Origin of the sequence: Mycobacterium sp. UM_11, from assembly GCF_001414075.1 — a bacterium.
GTDB lineage: Bacteria > Actinomycetota > Actinomycetes > Mycobacteriales > Mycobacteriaceae > Mycobacterium.
Window position 1 is genome coordinate 1 of sequence record NZ_LATC01000068.1, and the last position, 16,068, is coordinate 16,068.

Below are 16,068 nucleotides of genomic sequence, written 5' to 3' on the forward strand. Positions count from 1 at the left end.
CAGATGTGTATAAGAGACAGTTCTTGTAGTCGCGCGGCATCACCTTGACGAAGTGGCGCTGTTGTCCGCGCCAGTCGGCCAGGATCCGCTGGCCTACCGCGGAATCCGTGGCGTCCACGTGCGCCTGGATGATGCCGTGCAGGAACTCGGCGTCGTCGGAGTCCAGCGTCTCCACATCGACCATCTCGATGTTGAGGTTGTCCGGCAATTGCTCGTCCGGGTCGTACACGTAGGCCACACCCCCTGACATCCCCGCGGCGAAGTTGCGGCCGGTTCGGCCCAGAATCACAACCCGACCACCCGTCATGTATTCGCATCCATGGTCACCGACACCCTCGACCACCGCGTGGGCGCCGGAGTTGCGGACCGCGAACCGTTCACCGACCACTCCGCGCAGGAAGGCCTCGCCGCTGGTCGCGCCGAACAGAATCACGTTGCCGCCGATAATGTTGTCCTCGGCCACGTAGTCCTGCGGGGCGTTGTCCGACGGCCGCACCACGATCCGCCCGCCCGAGAGGCCCTTGCCGACGTAGTCGTTGGCGTCGCCGTAAACCCGCAGGGTGATTCCCTTCGGCACGAACGCCCCGAAGCTGTTGCCCGCGGAGCCGTCGAAGGTGATATCGATGGTCCCGTCCGGAAGCCCCTGCCCGCCATAGGCTTTGGTCACCTCGTGGCCGAGCATGGTGCCCACCGTGCGGTTCACGTTGCTGATGGTGGTCGAGAAGCGCACCGGCTTGCCGGAATCGAGCGCCTCCCGGCTCATCACGATCAACTGCTGATCGAGCGCCTTGTCCAGGCCGTGGTCCTGACGGGAGCTGCAGTAGAGATCCTGGTTCATGAACGCCGACTCGGGCTCGTGCAGCACCGGCGCGAGATCCAGCTTGTGCGCCTTCCAGTGCGCGCGGGCCAGCGTGGTGTCCAGCGCCCCGACCTGGCCGACGGCCTCGTTGACGGTACGGAAACCCAACTGCGCCATGTATTCCCGAACCTCTTCTGCGATGAACATGAAGAAGTTTTCGATGAACTCGGGCTTGCCGGTGAACCGCTCCCGCAGCACCGGGTTCTGGGTGGCGACGCCGACCGGGCAGGTGTCGAGGTGACACACCCGCATCATGATGCAGCCCGCGACCACCAGCGGCGCGGTGGCGAAGCCGAATTCCTCGGCGCCGAGCAGTGCGGCGATCATCACGTCGCGACCCGTCTTGAGCTGGCCGTCCACCTGGACCACGATCCGGTCGCGTAAACCGTTGAGCAGCAACGTCTGTTGCGTCTCGGCCAGGCCCAGCTCCCACGGCGCGCCGGCGTGCTTCATCGACGTCAGCGGGGTCGCGCCCGTCCCGCCGTCGTGGCCGGAGATCAGCACCACGTCCGCGTGCGCCTTGGAGACGCCGGCCGCGACCGTGCCCACTCCGTTCTCGGAGACCAGCTTGACGTGCACGCGCGCGGCGGGGTTGGCGTTCTTGAGGTCGTGGATCAGCTGCGCGAGATCCTCGATGGAGTAGATGTCGTGGTGCGGCGGCGGCGAGATCAGGCCGACTCCCGGCGTGGAATGCCGAACCTCGGCGACCCACGGGTACACCTTGTGCCCGGGAAGCTGGCCGCCCTCACCGGGTTTGGCGCCCTGCGCCATCTTGATCTGGATGTCGGTGCAGTTCGTCAGGTAATGCGACGTGACACCGAAGCGCGCGGAGGCCACCTGCTTGATCGCGCTGCGGCGCCAATCCCCATCGGGATCGCGCTCGAAACGCTTGACGTCCTCGCCGCCCTCACCGCTGTTGGATCGTCCACCCAGCCGGTTCATCGCGATGGCCAGCGTCTCGTGCGCCTCGGCCGAGATCGAGCCGTAGCTCATGGCCCCGGTGGAGAAGCGCTTGACGATCTCGCTGGCGGGTTCGACCTCTTCCAGCGGAACGGGCGGCCGCACCCCGCCGCGGAACTTGAGCAGGCCGCGCAGTGAGGCCATCCGCTCGCTCTGGTCATCGACCAGGCGGGTGTAGTCCTTGAAGATCTTGTATTGGCCGGTGCGGGTCGAGTGCTGCAGCTTGAATACCGTCTCCGGGTTGAACAGGTGGTACTCACCCTCCCGGCGCCACTGGTATTCGCCGCCCACCTCGAGCTCGCGGTGCGCCCGCTCGTCGCGGCGGTCCAGGTAGGCCAGCCGGTGGCGGGCGGCGACGTCGGCGGCGATGTCCTCCAGGGTGATCCCGCCGATCGGGCAGCTCAACCCGGTGAAGTACTCGTCGAGCACGTCCTCTGACACGCCGACCGCCTGGAACAGCTGCGCGCCGGTGTAGGAGGCCAGGGTCGAAATGCCCATCTTGGACATCACTTTGAGCACGCCCTTGCCGGCGGCCTTCACGTAGTTATTCAGCGCCTTTTCGCGGTCGATACCGTCGATCGCGCCGCGGTCGAGCATGTCCTCGATCGACTCGAACGCCAGGTAGGGGTTGATCGCCGCCGCCCCGCACCCGATCAGCATCGCCATGTGGTGCACCTCGCGGGCGTCACCAGTCTCGACGACCAGGCCCACGTGCGTGCGCGTCCGGTCGCGCACCAAGTGGTGGTGCACTCCGGCGACCGCGAGCAGCGACGGGATGGGTGCCATCCGCTCGTCGGAGTGGCGGTCCGACAGAATGATGACCCGCGCACCGTCCTCGATCGCCGCCGACGCCTGCGCACGCACGTCGTCGAGCGCCGCGGCCAGGCCTGCGCCGCCCTCGGCGACCGGGTACAGGCAGCGAATCACCTTGGACCGCATGCCATGCGGGCGCCCGTTGACCTCGTCGTCGGGGTTGAGGTTGACCAGCTTGGCCAGCTCGTGGTTGCGCAGAATCGGCTGCTGCAAAGCGATCTGGTGACAGGACTGCTCGGTCGGCGTGAGCAGGTCGCGCTCCCCGCCGGTGGTGCCCTGCAAACTGGTCACCACCTCCTCGCGGATGGCGTCCAGCGGGGGGTTGGTCACCTGGGCGAAGAGCTGCTGGAAGTAGTCGTAGAGCATCCGCGGCCGCTGCGAGAGCACCGCGACCGGGGTGTCGGTGCCCATCGAGCCGAGCGGCTCGGCACCGGTACGCACCATGGGCGACACCAGCAGGTTGAGCTCCTCGTAGGTGTAGCCGAATGTCAGCTGGCGCTTGACGAGTCGATCGTGGGGCATCCGCACGTAGTCGCCCTGCGGCAGCTTCTCCAGGGGAACCAGGTTGCGGTCGAGCCACTCCTGGTACGGATGCTCGGCCGCGAGTTCGGCCTTGATCTCCTCGTCGGAGACGATGCGCCCCTGGGTGGTGTCCACCAGGAACATCCGGCCCGGCTGCAACCGCATCCGACGGACCACCTTGGCCGGGTCCAGGTCCAGCACACCGGCCTCGGAGGCCATCACCACCAGGCCGTCCTCGGTGACCCAGATCCGGGAGGGGCGCAAGCCATTTCGGTCAAGCACCGCACCCACGATGGTGCCGTCGGTGAACGTGATCGACGCGGGCCCGTCCCAGGGCTCCATCAGGGACGCGTGGAACTCGTAGAACGCCCGCCGCGCGGGGTCCATCGACTCGTTGCGCTCCCAGGCCTCCGGGATCATCATCAGCACCGCGTGGGCCAGGCTGCGGCCACCCAGGTGCAGCAGCTCGAGCGCCTCGTCGAAGCGCGCCGTGTCGGAGGCGCCCGGGGTACAGATGGGGAACAACTTCTCGACATCGGCTTCCGTGCCGAAGATGTCGGTCTTCATCAACGCCTCACGGGCCCGCATCCAGTTCTCGTTGCCGGTGACGGTGTTGATCTCGCCGTTGTGAGCCACCCGACGGAACGGATGGGCCAGCGGCCACGACGGGAAGGTGTTGGTGGAGAACCGCGAATGGACGATGCCCAGCGCGCTGGTCATCCGATCGTCTTGCAGGTCAAGGTAAAACGCCTTGAGCTGCGGGGTGGTCAGCATGCCCTTGTAGACCAGGGTCTGGCCGGAAAGGCTTGGGAAATAGACGGTTTCGCGGCCGGGCCCGTCCTGCCCGGGACCCTTGGTGCCGAGTTCGTGCTCGGCGCGCTTGCGGACCAGATAACAGCGGCGCTCCAGCGTCATGTCCGATGCGCCGGCCATGAAGACCTGCCGGAACGTCGGCATCGCGTCGCGGGACAGCGCGCCCAGCGACGAGTCGTCGATGGGCACGTTGCGCCAGCCGAGCACCGTCAGACCCTCGGCTTCGGCGATCTTCTCGACCGCGTCGCAGGCGGCCGCGGCGTCCTTGGACGACTGCGGCAAGAAGGCGATTCCCGTGGCATAGCTGCCCGGGGGCGGCAACTCGAAATCGACGACTTCGCGCAGGAAGGCGTCCGGGACCTGGATCAGGATGCCGGCGCCGTCACCGCTGCGCGGTTCGGCGCCTTGAGCACCGCGGTGTTCGAGGTTGAGCAGCGCGGTGATGGCCTGGTCCACGATGTCGCGGCTGCGACGGCCGTGCATATCGACGACCATGGCTACCCCGCACGAATCGTGCTCGAACGCGGGGTTGTATAACCCGACGCGCTTGGGCGTCATATGCACCTGACCCTTCAACTGAACGTTTGTCAGCGGCCGTTAACAGCTGCTCCCGAGGAGGTCGTACCCGAAGGTTGCGGGCTGTGATCCCTCGGTCTTGTCTCGATAGGCTGTCCCCCAGGTGGCGATGATCCTGTTAGGGATGCGTCCGTGCAGCGCTGAACGGTGGCCTGGAAACCGGTCTCGACAAGTCGTAAAACGATATGACAATACCCGCCTGACATGCCAACTTCGCCAAGTCTAACCGCCAGCTGGCAGCCCCGTAAATTCCGCGGCGGCCGACGGCCGGCAACCGTGCCGACATGCCGTTTTGGGGGTGCAATTCTCGTCACAGCCCCGCCGCTCACGCCGGCGCGGCGCGTGAACGGAAACCGCGTTGGGAGTTTGCTGCCAGAGCCACCTCGGATCGCCGCCGCGCTGCCGTCGGCCCGCATGACGGTGCTCAGCGGGTGGCCCCGGCCGCCGCGGCCGCGCCGCGTCAAGCGCTGCTAAGTTTGCACGGTATCGGTGCGCGCCCCGTGAGGAGATACTGGACCCGTACTGGTCCGCCTTCCGCGACGGCGGTTGGGCCGTGGCGCTTATCACTGGCCCCGGACGAACCCCACCAGCGCCGATCGATCACCCGGCACGCGAGGAGCCCATGAACGAGCGCGACGAATTCCTGAGGGACCGTCTGCAGCCGCCGCCCAGTGCCCCGGCGCCGCGCCCGCCCGGCCCCCCGCCGCGCAGTGCGCCGCCCCCGCCGCCCCCTGCCGTACCGCGCCCCGGACCGCGGCCGCCGTCACCTTTCCCGCCCCCCGCACGGCCACCGGCTCCTCCGCGGCGCCCGGCCCCGCCCCAGCAGCCGACCGCCGCGCCCCCTCCGCCGCCGCCTCCCGCGGCGGCGCCCCCGCGGGAGGCACCCGCGGCCGTACCCGCACGCGCCACGCTGAGGTTCGACGCGGCGCCCGAGCGCGGCTGGCGACGCATGCTCCGGCTGGTGACGTTCGGGCTCGTCAAGCTCGGCCCGTCGCCGGCGCAGCTGCAGGACGCCCAGTCCGAGGCGGCCATCCGGACCCGTCTCGTCGGCAACTACAAGGTCGGGGTCCTGGGCAAGGGCGGCGTCGGAAAGACGTCCGTGGCCGCCAGTGTCGGATCGCTGTTCGCCGAACTCCGACGGCAAGACCATGTCGTGGCGGTCGACGCCGACACCGCGTTCGGCCGGCTCAGCAGCCGGATCGACCCGCGGTCGACCGGATCGTTCTGGGAACTCACCGCCGACAAGAACCTGCAGTCCTTCGACGACATGGTCGCCCGGGTGGGGCGCAACTCCGCGGGCCTGCACGTTCTCGGCGGCGAGCCGGCGTCGGGCCCCCGACGTGTGCTCGACCCCGCGATCTACCGGGAAGCCGCGTTGCGCCTCGACCGCCATTTCGCGATCTCGGTCATCGACTGCGGGTCCACCATGGACGCGCCGGTCACCCAGGAGGTGCTGCGCGATCTGGATGCGCTGATAGTGGTCTCCTCGCCCTGGGCGGACGGGGCCTCCGCGGCGGCAAGGACCCTGGAGTGGCTGGCGGATCAGGGCTTCGAAACTCTGCTGCAGAACACCGTGGTGGTGCTCAACGATTCCGACGGCCACGCCGACAAGCGCACCCGGGCTTTGTTGGCCCGCGAGTTCACCGATCACGGCCGGCCGGTGATCCAGGTGCCCTACGACCCGCACCTGCGGCCGGGTGGGGTCATCGACGTGAGCAACGAGATGGCGCCGGCCACGCGGCGCAAGTTTCTCGAAGTCACGGCGACGATCGCCGGCTACTTCGCGGCGCGTCCCGACGATCGTCGGCCGAGTTAGGCGTTCTCGGTGAGCTTCCCGATCCGTGCGGACGGGTCGGCGATCGCCTCGATCTTGGCCACCCGGGAGTCGCGGATCGTCAGCACGATCACCGCGAAGAGTCGGCGGTCGGTGAACGCCAACAGCACGGGTTGCCCGACGGGGCCGCTGACCAGTGTCACGTCGGGCCACAGGTAGCGCAGCAGGTTGGTGGCCACCGCATCCGGCCCGTGGTTGATCTGCGGGGGCGGCGGCGGGTCGGCGAGGATCGTGCCCACTCCCCACACCGTCGGGTCCAGCACGGCGGCCAACCCGGTGAGGTCGCCGTTGGCGCATGCGGTGATGAACTTCTCGGTGACCAGCTGGTGCTCGGTCGATGCCACGGCGTTGGTTTTAGGTTGTGCGGCAACAAATTTCGCGCGCGCGCGGCGCGCCAGCTGGCGGCAGGTGCCGACCGGGCGACCCACGGTTTCCGAGATCGAGTCGAATGGGACGCCGAACACGTCGTGCAGCACGAAGGCGACCCGCTCCCCGGGACTGAGCCGGCGCAACACTTCCAGCAAGGCGGCGCGGATCTCGTCGTCGAGGGTGACCCGGTCGGCCGGATCGGAGCGCTGGGGAGCCGGGCGCTCTTGGACCTCGCCCGGACGTTCGTAACGGGCGCGAGCCGAACGCACCTGGTCGAGGCAGAGCCGGCTCGCCACCACGGTCAGCCAGCCCCTCACGTCCTCGATCTCGCTCGGCTCGGTCCGGGACAGTCGCAGGAAGGCTTCCTGCGCAACGTCTTCCGCGTCACCGACATCGCCGAGCATCTGGTAGGCGAGGTTGACCAGATACGGGCGGTGCTGACGCCAGGCCTCGGCGACCCGGTCAGATGATGGCGACTGGTTCATGACTCTTCGACGATCTGCTGCGGCAAAAAGTTACGCGTTCTCGGTTGTAACTTTCCCACCTTCGGTCCCGTCCTTGGAGCACCGCAAGAAATTCGAAAGAAAGGATCCACCCATGACGATCGTGGTAACCGGGGCGACCGGCAACGTCGGACGCCCTCTCGTGGCGGCGCTTGCCGCGGCCGGAGCGCCGGTACGGGCCGTCACCCGCTCGCCCGAGACTGCGGCGTTTCCCCCCGGAGTCGAACCGGTCAGGTCGGCGGCCGATGCGCTGCCCGGGGCGTCGGCGGTCTTCCTCAATTCCCGGGCACTGGGCGCGGACCTGGACGCGGTGGTGGCCCAGAGCGTGCGCGCCGGGGTCACCAAGCTGGTTGCGCTGTCGGCGATCAATGCCGACGACGACTTCTCCCGGCAGCCGTCCCGCGTCCGCGGTGACCGCAACAAGGAGGTCGAACAGCTCGCCGTCGACTCCGGGGTGCCGTGGGCGAGCCTGCGGCCGACGGTGTTCGCGACGAACTTCGCCGGCATGTGGGCGCCGCAGATCCGCCTCGGCGACGTAGTCCACGGACCGTACGCGGGGGCGTCGACGGCACCGATCGTCGAGAGCGACATCGCGGAGGTGGCGGCGCGGGCGCTGCTCACCGATGAGCTTGTCGGACAGCGGATCCCGCTGACCGGTCCGCAGGCCTTCACCAACTCCGAGCTGGCCGAGGCGTTCGGCGCCGCCCTGGGCCGGCCGCTGCAGTACCGCGAGATACCCAGCGCCGCCGTGCGCGAACGGTTCGTCGCGTTGGGGTTCCCGGCCGAGTTCGGCGACGCCTATATCGCCATGCTCGCCTCGACGCTCGAAGCCCCCGCCCTGGTCACCCACGACGTGGAGAAGATTCTGGGCCGGCCCGCGCTTCCCATCGGCCAGTGGGTCGCCGAGCACCGCGACTTGTTCGCCAGGCCGGAAGGGGCCTGAGATGTCACAACCCCGCCCACCGCGCTACCTCAAGCCGATGAACAAGGTGATGATGGCGGTGCAGCGGCTCGGGATCCCCACCGGCCCCGCCATGGTGCTGACGGTCCCCGGCCGCAAGTCGGGCCGGCCCCGCAGCACCCCGATGACGCCGTTCGAATTCCAGGGTGGCCTCTACGTTGTGGCCGGCTATCCCGGCGCCGACTGGGCGGCGAACGCCCGGGCGGCGGGGACCGGCACGCTCAGCCGGGGCCGACGATCACAGGAAGTCCGGATCGTCGAACTCTCCGCCGGTGAAGCGCGGCGGGTACTGCGGGAGTTCCCCGCCAAGGTCCCCGTCGGGGTGGCTTTCGCGAAGCGATCCGGAATGGTGCGTGACGGAACGGCCGACGAATTCGAAGCACTGGCGGGGCGGCTCGCCGTCTTCCGTTTCGAGCCGACGTAGCGGTCGTCGCCTGCTGCCCAGTCCCAAAGGGAATGCGGTGCAACGGCTTCCGTCGCTGCCCGGCCCGATGTCGGCGGCGGCCATGGACGGGCTAGGCGGACTTCGCGGTTTCGCGCACCGGGTACCCGTTGCGCTCGGCCAGGCCTCGCAACTGCCGCAGTGCGAACGCACGCGGGCGGCCCCCTTCGGGGATCACCACGCCGGCCCACAAGCCTTCCGCCCCGGGCGATTCGACGGCGTCACGCGCACACATCCAGCGGCGGGGGCACGCGCGGCACAGCGCGATGGCCTCGGCGTCGGGGGCGGTGGTCCAGCGGTCCGGATCCTGCGTGCAGGCGCCGAGCGGGATGTTGAAAAGGGGTGTTGCGGTCATGTCGCTAGTTCCTCCAGAAGCATTGCGTTCTGCGTCCTATGCTTCGCAACGGTATAGCACTAACCGCTGCAATGCAACAGTTTGATTCCAATACCGCAACGGCTGCTCCGAAACCGATGCCCCGGCGTGCGCGGAGGACGGCCCTCAGATTCGTCCCTTAAGGGTCGTGAACAGCTCTTTTACTTGCCCGCCGGTGCCCCTTCGACCAGGCGACCGGACGGTTACGTAACCGTAGCATTGAGTTGCTACCGGGTCGTGGAGCCGGGGTCGAGAGCGGCCGTGCCCGATGAAACCGTAGCGCCCGTGGGGGCCCGCGGGAGGGGCTGACGCCGAAGATTTGCCGTATGCGGCCGTCCTGCGTCGCATCGGTGTAGCGTCTCGACGCCGCACAACCGCGGCTGTGACTCAAAACGTAGCGAAGTGCGATAGAAATCGGCGCGGTGCGACGGTTAGACTTGCAGAGGCGGAAGGCCCGCCCCGCTGCCCTCCCTCGAGGAATAACCCAGATGCCCAGCGCCGAGTCGAGTACCGAGCTTGGTCTCCTGGTTGTGCGCAGCGGTACGACGTCGCATCGGATTGAGCCCGGACGGGGCGTCGTGACCATCGGCCGGGACGCCAAGGACGACGTTCGGATCGACAATCCCCAATTCTCGGCGGAACACCTGCACGCCGAACCGATCGATGGTTCATGGCGGATCGTCGACAAGGGCCCCAACGGCATGTTCGTCGACGGGCGACGCACGGACTCGGTGACGGTGACCAAGAAGACCACGGTCCGGCTCGGTGACCCCGCCGCCGGTGAGGTACTGACCTTTGAAATCGTCATGCCGCCGAATGCGGGTGCGCGCCCCGAACCGTCGGATAGCGGCGAACCGGATGCGGGCATGGCCCGCGCGGGTGCGGCCGCCGCCGCGCGCCGCCGCGAGCTCGGCATCAGCCAGCGCAGCCTGGCGGCCGACGGCATCATCAACGCGGGCGCGCTAATCGCCTTCGAAAAGGGCCGCAGTTGGCCGCGCGAACGCACCCAGGCCAAGCTCGAGCAGGTCTTGCAGTGGCCCGCCGGAACCATCGCGCGCATTCGGCGCGGGCAACCGGACGCCGGCGATGCGATCGCCGAGGACCCCGACATCGCCCCCGCGCCGGCGGAGGCCCCCCACTCGGATGCGCCGGCCTCGCTGATCGCGCAGGCGATCGTGGCCGCCGTGGACGGCTGCGGGCTGGCCATCGCGGCGTTGCCATCGGCGGACGACCCGGAGTTCACCGAGCGGGCGACGCCGATCCTCGCCGACCTCCGCCAGCTCGAGGCGATCGCCGTGCGGGCCACGCGGATCAGCCGCATCACGCCCGAACTGATCAAGGCGCTGGGCACGGTCCGCCGCCACTACGACGAATTGATGACGCTCGGCGCGACCGCTCCGGGGGCCCCGCTCGCGCAACGCCTCTATGCGGCCCGGCGCCGGGCGAATCTGTCGCCGCAGGAGACCGCCGAGGCCGCCGGTGTCACCGAGGAAATGATCGTGCGCGCGGAAGCCGACGAAGCGGTGCCGGCCGCGGTCGCCGATGCGATCGAAACGCTGATCAGTCACATCGGCTGAGCCGGCCGCAAAAATTCGTGCGCCGACCCCCGTCTGAGCGGGCTTAGGCTCAACGCAGCCGGGCGAGCCAAGCGCGGTGCGTGAGGAAGACAAGCCATGACGGACCTACAAGTCACAACGTCATATTTAGAGGAACTGGCAGCGAAGCACGACCTGTCCTCGGCCGACGTCCGCGCCGCGGCCGCGGTGACTTCCGGGATCGGCTCGACAATGTGGAGTAGCCACGGCGTTATCTGCGCGACCGCCAATATGGCGGTGGCCGAGGCTGAATCCGCCCGCAGCGCCGCGAACGCGGCCGTTGAATCGGTTGGCACCGAAATCGCCAAGAGGCTCCGCGCCGCGGGCGGTGCGTATGACGGCACCGACGAGCGGGCCGGCGAAAGTCTCGACGCACAAGTGCTTCCTCGTTGATGCCTGCACCAAAATCTAGGAGGCGCGGCAATGGCTAATTTGGCAGAGGGTGTCAAGCTTCTTACCGTCCTCGGCACGGCCGGCAAAGACCTCAGCGACATCGACTGGAACGGCCTGGGCGACAAGATCAGCTCCGTCGATTTCCGCGCGGGAGCCGGTGTGTTCTCGGATGTCGGGCGCCTGGCGCGCCAATTGGTCGAGAAATTCGGCAGCGAAAAAGTCAAAAAGCTGATGACCGAGGGGGTCGTTCCCGGAACGCCGATCATCGATTACACGATCTACGCCATCACCGCCCTGGAGCTGTTGGCCGGGTTCGGCACCCCCGACCGGGGCGACACCTTCGCGATCGGTGAGGGCAAGTTCGAGCTGATCCATGAAAGGTTGGCGTCTGCCTTTCCGGACGAGCGCTGGCGCGGCACCGGATCCGAGGCCTATGCCGCCCAGAACGCCGACCATCGCAGTCGCGCCGCGACGATGGCGGACTTGGACGCGATGATGGCGGACATCCTGAAAACCGAGGCGCACCAGGTCGTCAACCTGCGCCGGAATATGAAGACAACCAGGGACGGACTGACCGCGTGCATCGCGATTGCGCTGGCGCTCAAGGCGGTTCAGCCGGCCGACGTCGGCGAGGGCTTGTCGATCATGTTCCAACTGGTGGTATCAATGGCGGCTATCGCAGCGGTGGTCGCGTTCATCGGCGAGATGGTCGACGCGGCGCGCGACAACGCGGATCGCGTTGGCGAAGCCGTCGAGGGGTATCGCGCGGTGCAGGCGGGTGCGGTGCTACCCGATGGTCCGTTCAATTCGGCAGTCGTGACCCAAGCGGCGCAGGCCGGCAGGTTCCGGGCCGGCACTGGCGCCGAGTCCGGGGTTTCCCTCAATGTCGTTACGCCCGGCGCAACCACCGGTTCGGTGGAGGCACCCCCTCGCGTCCGCGGGCGAATTGATGAGGAAGAAATGTCCAACCACGGCGACGCAACCCCGGCGACGGCAATGCCTTCCGTGGCTCAGCTGATGGCAATCTCCGGCGGAGCGCAGAAGTCGCCCGGCCCGGCTTCAGGGCAGCGGGTCGCCAGCGTAGGTGGGCAAGCCAAGCAGGCCGCGCCGCCGGGAGAAGGGACTGCGCGCGCCGAAGCCGCCGAAGCGAGCGCCGGTGCCCAGGCCATCGCGACTGCGCCCGTCGAACGCATCGCGGCCGCGGCCGAGCGGGCCCAGAATCGCCGCGGTTAACCCGCCTCGTGGCAGCCGCCATTTCCTGGGAAGTCCTCTTTCTCCGAAGCCGTTGGCTAACTCGAAAATTCGTGCACGGACCCCGACTGGGCGGCGTTACGCTTAACGGGCGATGAATCACCGTGCAGGATTCACACGCCCCGAGGCATAACACGGAGGACCCCCAGGATGAGCATTTTCGCGCAAGCCACCAAGATCATCGGCACCCTGGCCGGAATTGCCGGCCTAGGCCAGCAGGGCGCCGGTTTGGGCCTGGGCTTGGGCGACGTTACCGGGGGCAGTTTCAGCGCTGAATACATTGCCGGCTCCGCGACCAGCTCGGCGGGCAGCCTCGGGGGCATCGGGGCTAGTCTCGCCAAGGCGCCGCTGGTGAACAAATACGATGCTTACGTACGGGGAAGTGCGCAGCGCTCGATTGATTTCAAAAACCGCATGTCGGGCGGGCGCTCCGGTAATCAAGCGGCGGTGAAAAAAGGAATCCAAGATTTCGGCAAGAGCGTAAGTCTCATCCAGTGGACCATCACGATCGTCGAGCTCTTGGAGCTGTTGACGGGGTTCGGCCCGCCTGATGAAGGGGCCGATCTGGAGAACGGGTCGCAGCAATTCGCCGAGCTTACCGAGCAACTGAAGGCGGCCCTGCCCAAAGACGGCTGGCAGGGCGAAGGTGCGGACGCCTACGCCGAACTGGGCACGCAGCTACAGGAAATCGCAGTGGCGATGGCCAAACTGGATACAGATTTGGCCACCCTGGTCAAAGACCAAGCCGAATGGGTCGTGCATATGCGTTTCGCCTTCGGATTATTGAAGGACGCGCTTTTCGTGGCCTTCGTCATCGAGATGGCCATGTTCATGGGAGTGCCGCCCGCCGGCCCGCTGGCCGCGAAAATCTTTGCGGGGACGGTCTGCGCGATTGGGATCGCGGCGGCTTTGGGCTTCCTCGGCAACTTGGCCTACTGGTCCGTCGAATACGGCAATAAGGCGAAGGCGCTGAGCGACCAATACACCGCGCTGGCCGCGGGGACGGTGCAGACCGGTTCGCCGGCGTCCGCGGTTGTGACGACATCGGAGGAGTCCTCGGTGTCCAGCTTCGAGGCCGTCTCCAACAGCATGTCCGGGATGTCCGGGGTGTCCCGGGTATCGGCCGCCCCCGCATCATCGACCGGTGCAGCTCATCGTTCCGACGACGAGCACGCCCAACCGGCGGCAGGGGTGAGCGCGGGCGCGGCTCCCGCCCCCGTTACGGCCGGCACACCCGCGAGCCCCGAGACACCCGAGGCGACGCAGCCGGCCGCGCCGACGGTCACGATGCCCACCGTGGCTCAATTGGCGCAAATGTCCGGGCAATCCTCCAAGCTTTCGAGCCAGCTGTCCCCGCACGAGGCCATGTTCAACCGGGCGATGGGTCCGCTGCAGCAGCTTGTGGAAACGGGCGAGTTGCAGAGCCAGGACGCGGCCGAAGAAATACAGGGCGAGGCGGAGGACGCCTGGGCGGGCGCAGGCGCGGGCAGCGCGGGGCGCGCACCTGTCGAGGTCGGAGCGGCCGGCGTCGACCAGGCGGGGGAATCGAGCCCGTTCGGGCGCCGGCTCTGACTCCGCGAGCTCCGTCCAGAACTGTTGTGAGCCAAGACAATAACGAAAGACAATTAGGAGACCACCCATGGCCGATGTAGTCGTCCAACCGGACCACCTAGCCAAACTGGCGACGAACCAGGACCAGGCGTCAACCCAGGCCGCTACCGCAGCGTCGGCGGCCGACAACATCGAGATCTCGACGTGGGTCAGCCACGGCGTGATCAGCGCGGCATCGAACCTTGCCTTCACCAAGGCCGCGGGTGCACGCAAGAGCACGGGTGACGCGATGAGCGCAGCCTCGAAGCAACTCGCCGAAAAGGTGCGCACGGCCAAGAGCGTCTACGCGAGCACTGACGACCAATCGGGCAAGAACATCGACAAGCAGGTGCTTGATCGCTGACCCCGGAATCGGCGCTGACCTCATCTCCACCTAGGCGGCCCAGGCCGCGGTAGCGTCGCGCGCATCCGGCCGAATAACCGTTCCTGTTGTTCCTACGGCGTTTACCGATTGTTAGCCGAATCCTTTGCGGGACGGGAAAATTCGCGCAGCGACCCCTCCCCTGACGGGGTTAGGCTCAATCTGTCGTTCTCAACATGAGTCCAACAACCGTCAGCGCGCGCGAAGGGGTGCACCGCCGTGAGTCGTCTTGCAGGTATCCACGATCTGGCCTACTGCTTCACGCGGCTGCAAGCCGGGGGCGGCGCCGCGTATTCGGGGGATTGGGTCGGACTCGGCGCGAACTTGGGCGCGCTCGCCGGCAAAGCGATGTGGTACGGCAGGAACCAGATCAAGGTCCTCGCCGACGCGTTGAAAACCCAAGGCACCAAGACCCTGCCGACGCCCACCGCAATCGTCGACGTTGCGATGGTGGCGATTTCGGCGGTCGACCTCCTCAACGGATTCTGGACCCCCGACAAGGGCGCCTCCTTCACCGGCGGCGCCGACAAATACGAAACCGTCTTCCTCTACCTCGCCGAGGCCGCCCCGGACCCGCGCGACTGGAGCGGTGACGCGGCGAAGGCCTATGCCGACGCGACCGCGGCCCTGCAGGCCCTCGTGCAGACGATGCAGGATCTCGACAAGAAGATGCAGACCCTCGTGGCCGACCAGGGGTCCGAGGTCGCCAAGGCCCACAACGCGATCGCCGTGACGCTGCTGGGTCTCGTCATCGCTCAGGGCATCGCCCTGGCCCTGTACCTGATCCCCGTCGTCGGCCACGAAATCTCGGCGGCTTGGCAGATCATCGCCGCGTTCGCGGCGTGCGCCACCGTCTTGGCCTTCGAGATGTTCACGCTGTCCAATTCCATGTCCCTGGCCCACCAGATCCACGCGGTCGCCCTTGAATACGGCGAGGTCGCCGAGAAGGCGATCCCCACCAGTTCGTTCGCCCGCATAGAGGTGACCGGGGCGGAGGAGACCAAGACCGGCGACTTCGCGGCCGTCTCGAACAGCCTGTCCGCCTTCTCCGCCGCACCGACCGTCGCCTCGTTGGCCGGCCTGGCGCCGGCGGCCGGTGACTCCCCGGAGGAGCGCGGCGTCCTGGGCGCGCTCAAGGGCGAGGGCGCCGCCGCCGTGGAGACGGCGCAGACGACGCCGGTGTGGATGCCGCCCGCGCTGAGCCAAGTCACTCAGGCCTCCGGTCAGCTCGCGCAGCCGATGAACTTCGCCAACCAGATGATGGGGCAGGTTCAGCAACTCGCCTCGACGGGTCAGCCGCGGCCGAGGATGGCGCCGGCCGCCGGCGAGGAGCCCGGCGACGGGGCGGCGTTGGGCACGGCCGGCGGGGAACGCGCGCCTGTCGACGGCGCCGGGGTCGGCACCGGCGCGGCGCCGGGGACCAGCCGGCCGCAGCGGGTCCTTTAAGCCTCGCGAGTGCGGCAAAAACCGCTACGAGTCAACGCAATAGCGAGTAAAAATATCCGTTGAGGAGATTCCAATGGCAATGCTGAAGGTCGACGAAAAGTATCTCGAGCAATTGGCGACTAAACAGGGGCAAGCGGCCACCAAGGCAGAAGAAGCGGCTTCGGCTGCGAGCAATACCGAAACCGCGGTGTGGGTGACGCACGGCGTCATCAGCGGAAGCTCCAATAGTGCATTTGTCACCGCCGAGAAACAGCGCCGCGGCGCGGGCCAGAACATTCGGCAGCACGCGTCGGACCTCGCCGCGAAGTTGCGCGTCGCCAAGCAAACGTACGAGGGCGTCGACGAAGACCTGAGCGCAAACCTCAACAAACAGATGCTCAGCTGAT

The 16,068-nt window shown here is 67.6% G+C and carries 13 protein-coding genes; 10 read left to right on the top strand and 3 right to left on the bottom strand.

The window, feature by feature from the left end; genetic code table 11:
* A partial coding sequence (gene gltB, locus WU80_RS16900) for a glutamate synthase large subunit (RefSeq protein ID WP_055405793.1) occupies positions 1 to 4,525 on the bottom strand: 4,525 nt, incomplete at its 3' end.
* A gap of 640 nt (positions 4,526 to 5,165) precedes the next feature.
* On the opposite strand from gltB, the gene WU80_RS16905 reads away from it, so the two are divergent.
* Positions 5,166 to 6,359, top strand: a complete 1,194-nt coding sequence (locus WU80_RS16905) for a MinD/ParA family protein (protein WP_197285997.1) — start codon at positions 5,166 to 5,168, stop codon at positions 6,357 to 6,359.
* Here the strand turns inward: WU80_RS16905 and sigI are convergent.
* The gene (gene sigI, locus WU80_RS16910) at positions 6,356 to 7,231 is read right to left on the bottom strand and encodes an RNA polymerase sigma factor SigI (RefSeq protein WP_055404491.1); all 876 of its coding nucleotides are present in this window, start codon (positions 7,229 to 7,231) and stop codon (positions 6,356 to 6,358) included. The two genes, WU80_RS16905 and sigI, sit on opposite strands and share 4 nt — an antisense overlap.
* Positions 7,232 to 7,343: 112 nt before the next feature.
* Between sigI and WU80_RS16915 the strand changes: the two genes are divergently transcribed.
* Positions 7,344 to 8,192 carry an NmrA family NAD(P)-binding protein gene (locus tag WU80_RS16915; protein WP_055404493.1) on the top strand — a complete coding sequence of 283 codons (849 nt, stop codon included), beginning with the start codon at positions 7,344 to 7,346 and terminating at the stop codon, positions 8,190 to 8,192.
* Between the two features lies 1 nt (position 8,193).
* A complete protein-coding gene (locus tag WU80_RS16920; RefSeq protein ID WP_055404495.1) occupies positions 8,194 to 8,634 on the top strand; it encodes a nitroreductase family deazaflavin-dependent oxidoreductase in 441 nt (146 codons plus the stop codon).
* 91 nt (positions 8,635 to 8,725) lie between these two features.
* Here the strand turns inward: WU80_RS16920 and WU80_RS16925 are convergent, their stop codons facing one another.
* On the bottom strand, positions 8,726 to 9,007 hold the full coding sequence (locus WU80_RS16925; RefSeq protein ID WP_055404497.1) for a WhiB family transcriptional regulator: 282 nt from the start codon (positions 9,005 to 9,007) through the stop codon (positions 8,726 to 8,728).
* Positions 9,008 to 9,603: 596 nt separating this feature from the next.
* Between WU80_RS16925 and WU80_RS16930 the strand changes: the two genes are divergently transcribed.
* From WU80_RS16930 to WU80_RS16960, 7 genes are all read left to right on the top strand, one after another.
* On the top strand, positions 9,604 to 10,602 hold the full coding sequence (locus WU80_RS16930) for an FHA domain-containing protein (RefSeq protein ID WP_369808541.1): 999 nt from the start codon (positions 9,604 to 9,606) through the stop codon (positions 10,600 to 10,602).
* Between the two features lie 96 nt (positions 10,603 to 10,698).
* Positions 10,699 to 11,013 carry a type VII secretion target gene (locus tag WU80_RS16935; protein ID WP_055404501.1) on the top strand — a complete coding sequence of 105 codons (315 nt, stop codon included), beginning with the start codon at positions 10,699 to 10,701 and terminating at the stop codon, positions 11,011 to 11,013.
* Positions 11,014 to 11,043: 30 nt separating this feature from the next.
* Entirely contained in the window at positions 11,044 to 12,246 is a 1,203-nt protein-coding gene (locus WU80_RS16940; protein ID WP_055404503.1) for an EspA/EspE family type VII secretion system effector, read from the top strand.
* A gap of 168 nt (positions 12,247 to 12,414) precedes the next feature.
* Complete coding sequence (locus WU80_RS16945) at positions 12,415 to 13,836, top strand: EspA/EspE family type VII secretion system effector (RefSeq protein ID WP_055404505.1); 1,422 nt, start codon at positions 12,415 to 12,417, stop codon at positions 13,834 to 13,836.
* A 67-nt stretch (positions 13,837 to 13,903) separates the two neighbouring features.
* Complete coding sequence (locus WU80_RS16950) at positions 13,904 to 14,218, top strand: ESX-1 secretion-associated protein (RefSeq protein ID WP_055404507.1); 315 nt, start codon at positions 13,904 to 13,906, stop codon at positions 14,216 to 14,218.
* 237 nt (positions 14,219 to 14,455) lie between these two features.
* Positions 14,456 to 15,682, top strand: coding sequence for an EspA/EspE family type VII secretion system effector (locus WU80_RS16955; RefSeq protein ID WP_156349648.1), 1,227 nt, complete (start codon positions 14,456 to 14,458; stop codon positions 15,680 to 15,682).
* A gap of 73 nt (positions 15,683 to 15,755) precedes the next feature.
* Entirely contained in the window at positions 15,756 to 16,067 is a 312-nt protein-coding gene (locus WU80_RS16960; RefSeq protein ID WP_082459929.1) for an ESX-1 secretion-associated protein, read from the top strand.
* Position 16,068: the final 1 nt, after the last annotated feature.

Excerpts from the sequence above, each read along its gene's own strand:
- WU80_RS16925 (WP_055404497.1), bottom strand. The coding sequence starts at position 9,007 with ATGACCGCAACACCCCTTTTCAACATCCCGCTCGGCGCCTGCACGCAG.
- WU80_RS16905 (WP_197285997.1), top strand. The coding sequence starts at position 5,166 with ATGAACGAGCGCGACGAATTCCTGAGGGACCGTCTGCAGCCGCCGCCC.
- sigI (WP_055404491.1), bottom strand. The coding sequence starts at position 7,231 with ATGAACCAGTCGCCATCATCTGACCGGGTCGCCGAGGCCTGGCGTCAG.
- WU80_RS16950 (WP_055404507.1), top strand. The coding sequence starts at position 13,904 with ATGGCCGATGTAGTCGTCCAACCGGACCACCTAGCCAAACTGGCGACG.
- WU80_RS16920 (WP_055404495.1), top strand. The coding sequence starts at position 8,194 with ATGTCACAACCCCGCCCACCGCGCTACCTCAAGCCGATGAACAAGGTG.
- WU80_RS16945 (WP_055404505.1), top strand. The coding sequence starts at position 12,415 with ATGAGCATTTTCGCGCAAGCCACCAAGATCATCGGCACCCTGGCCGGA.
- WU80_RS16935 (WP_055404501.1), top strand. The coding sequence starts at position 10,699 with ATGACGGACCTACAAGTCACAACGTCATATTTAGAGGAACTGGCAGCG.
- WU80_RS16940 (WP_055404503.1), top strand. The coding sequence starts at position 11,044 with ATGGCTAATTTGGCAGAGGGTGTCAAGCTTCTTACCGTCCTCGGCACG.
- WU80_RS16915 (WP_055404493.1), top strand. The coding sequence starts at position 7,344 with ATGACGATCGTGGTAACCGGGGCGACCGGCAACGTCGGACGCCCTCTC.
- WU80_RS16960 (WP_082459929.1), top strand. The coding sequence starts at position 15,756 with ATGGCAATGCTGAAGGTCGACGAAAAGTATCTCGAGCAATTGGCGACT.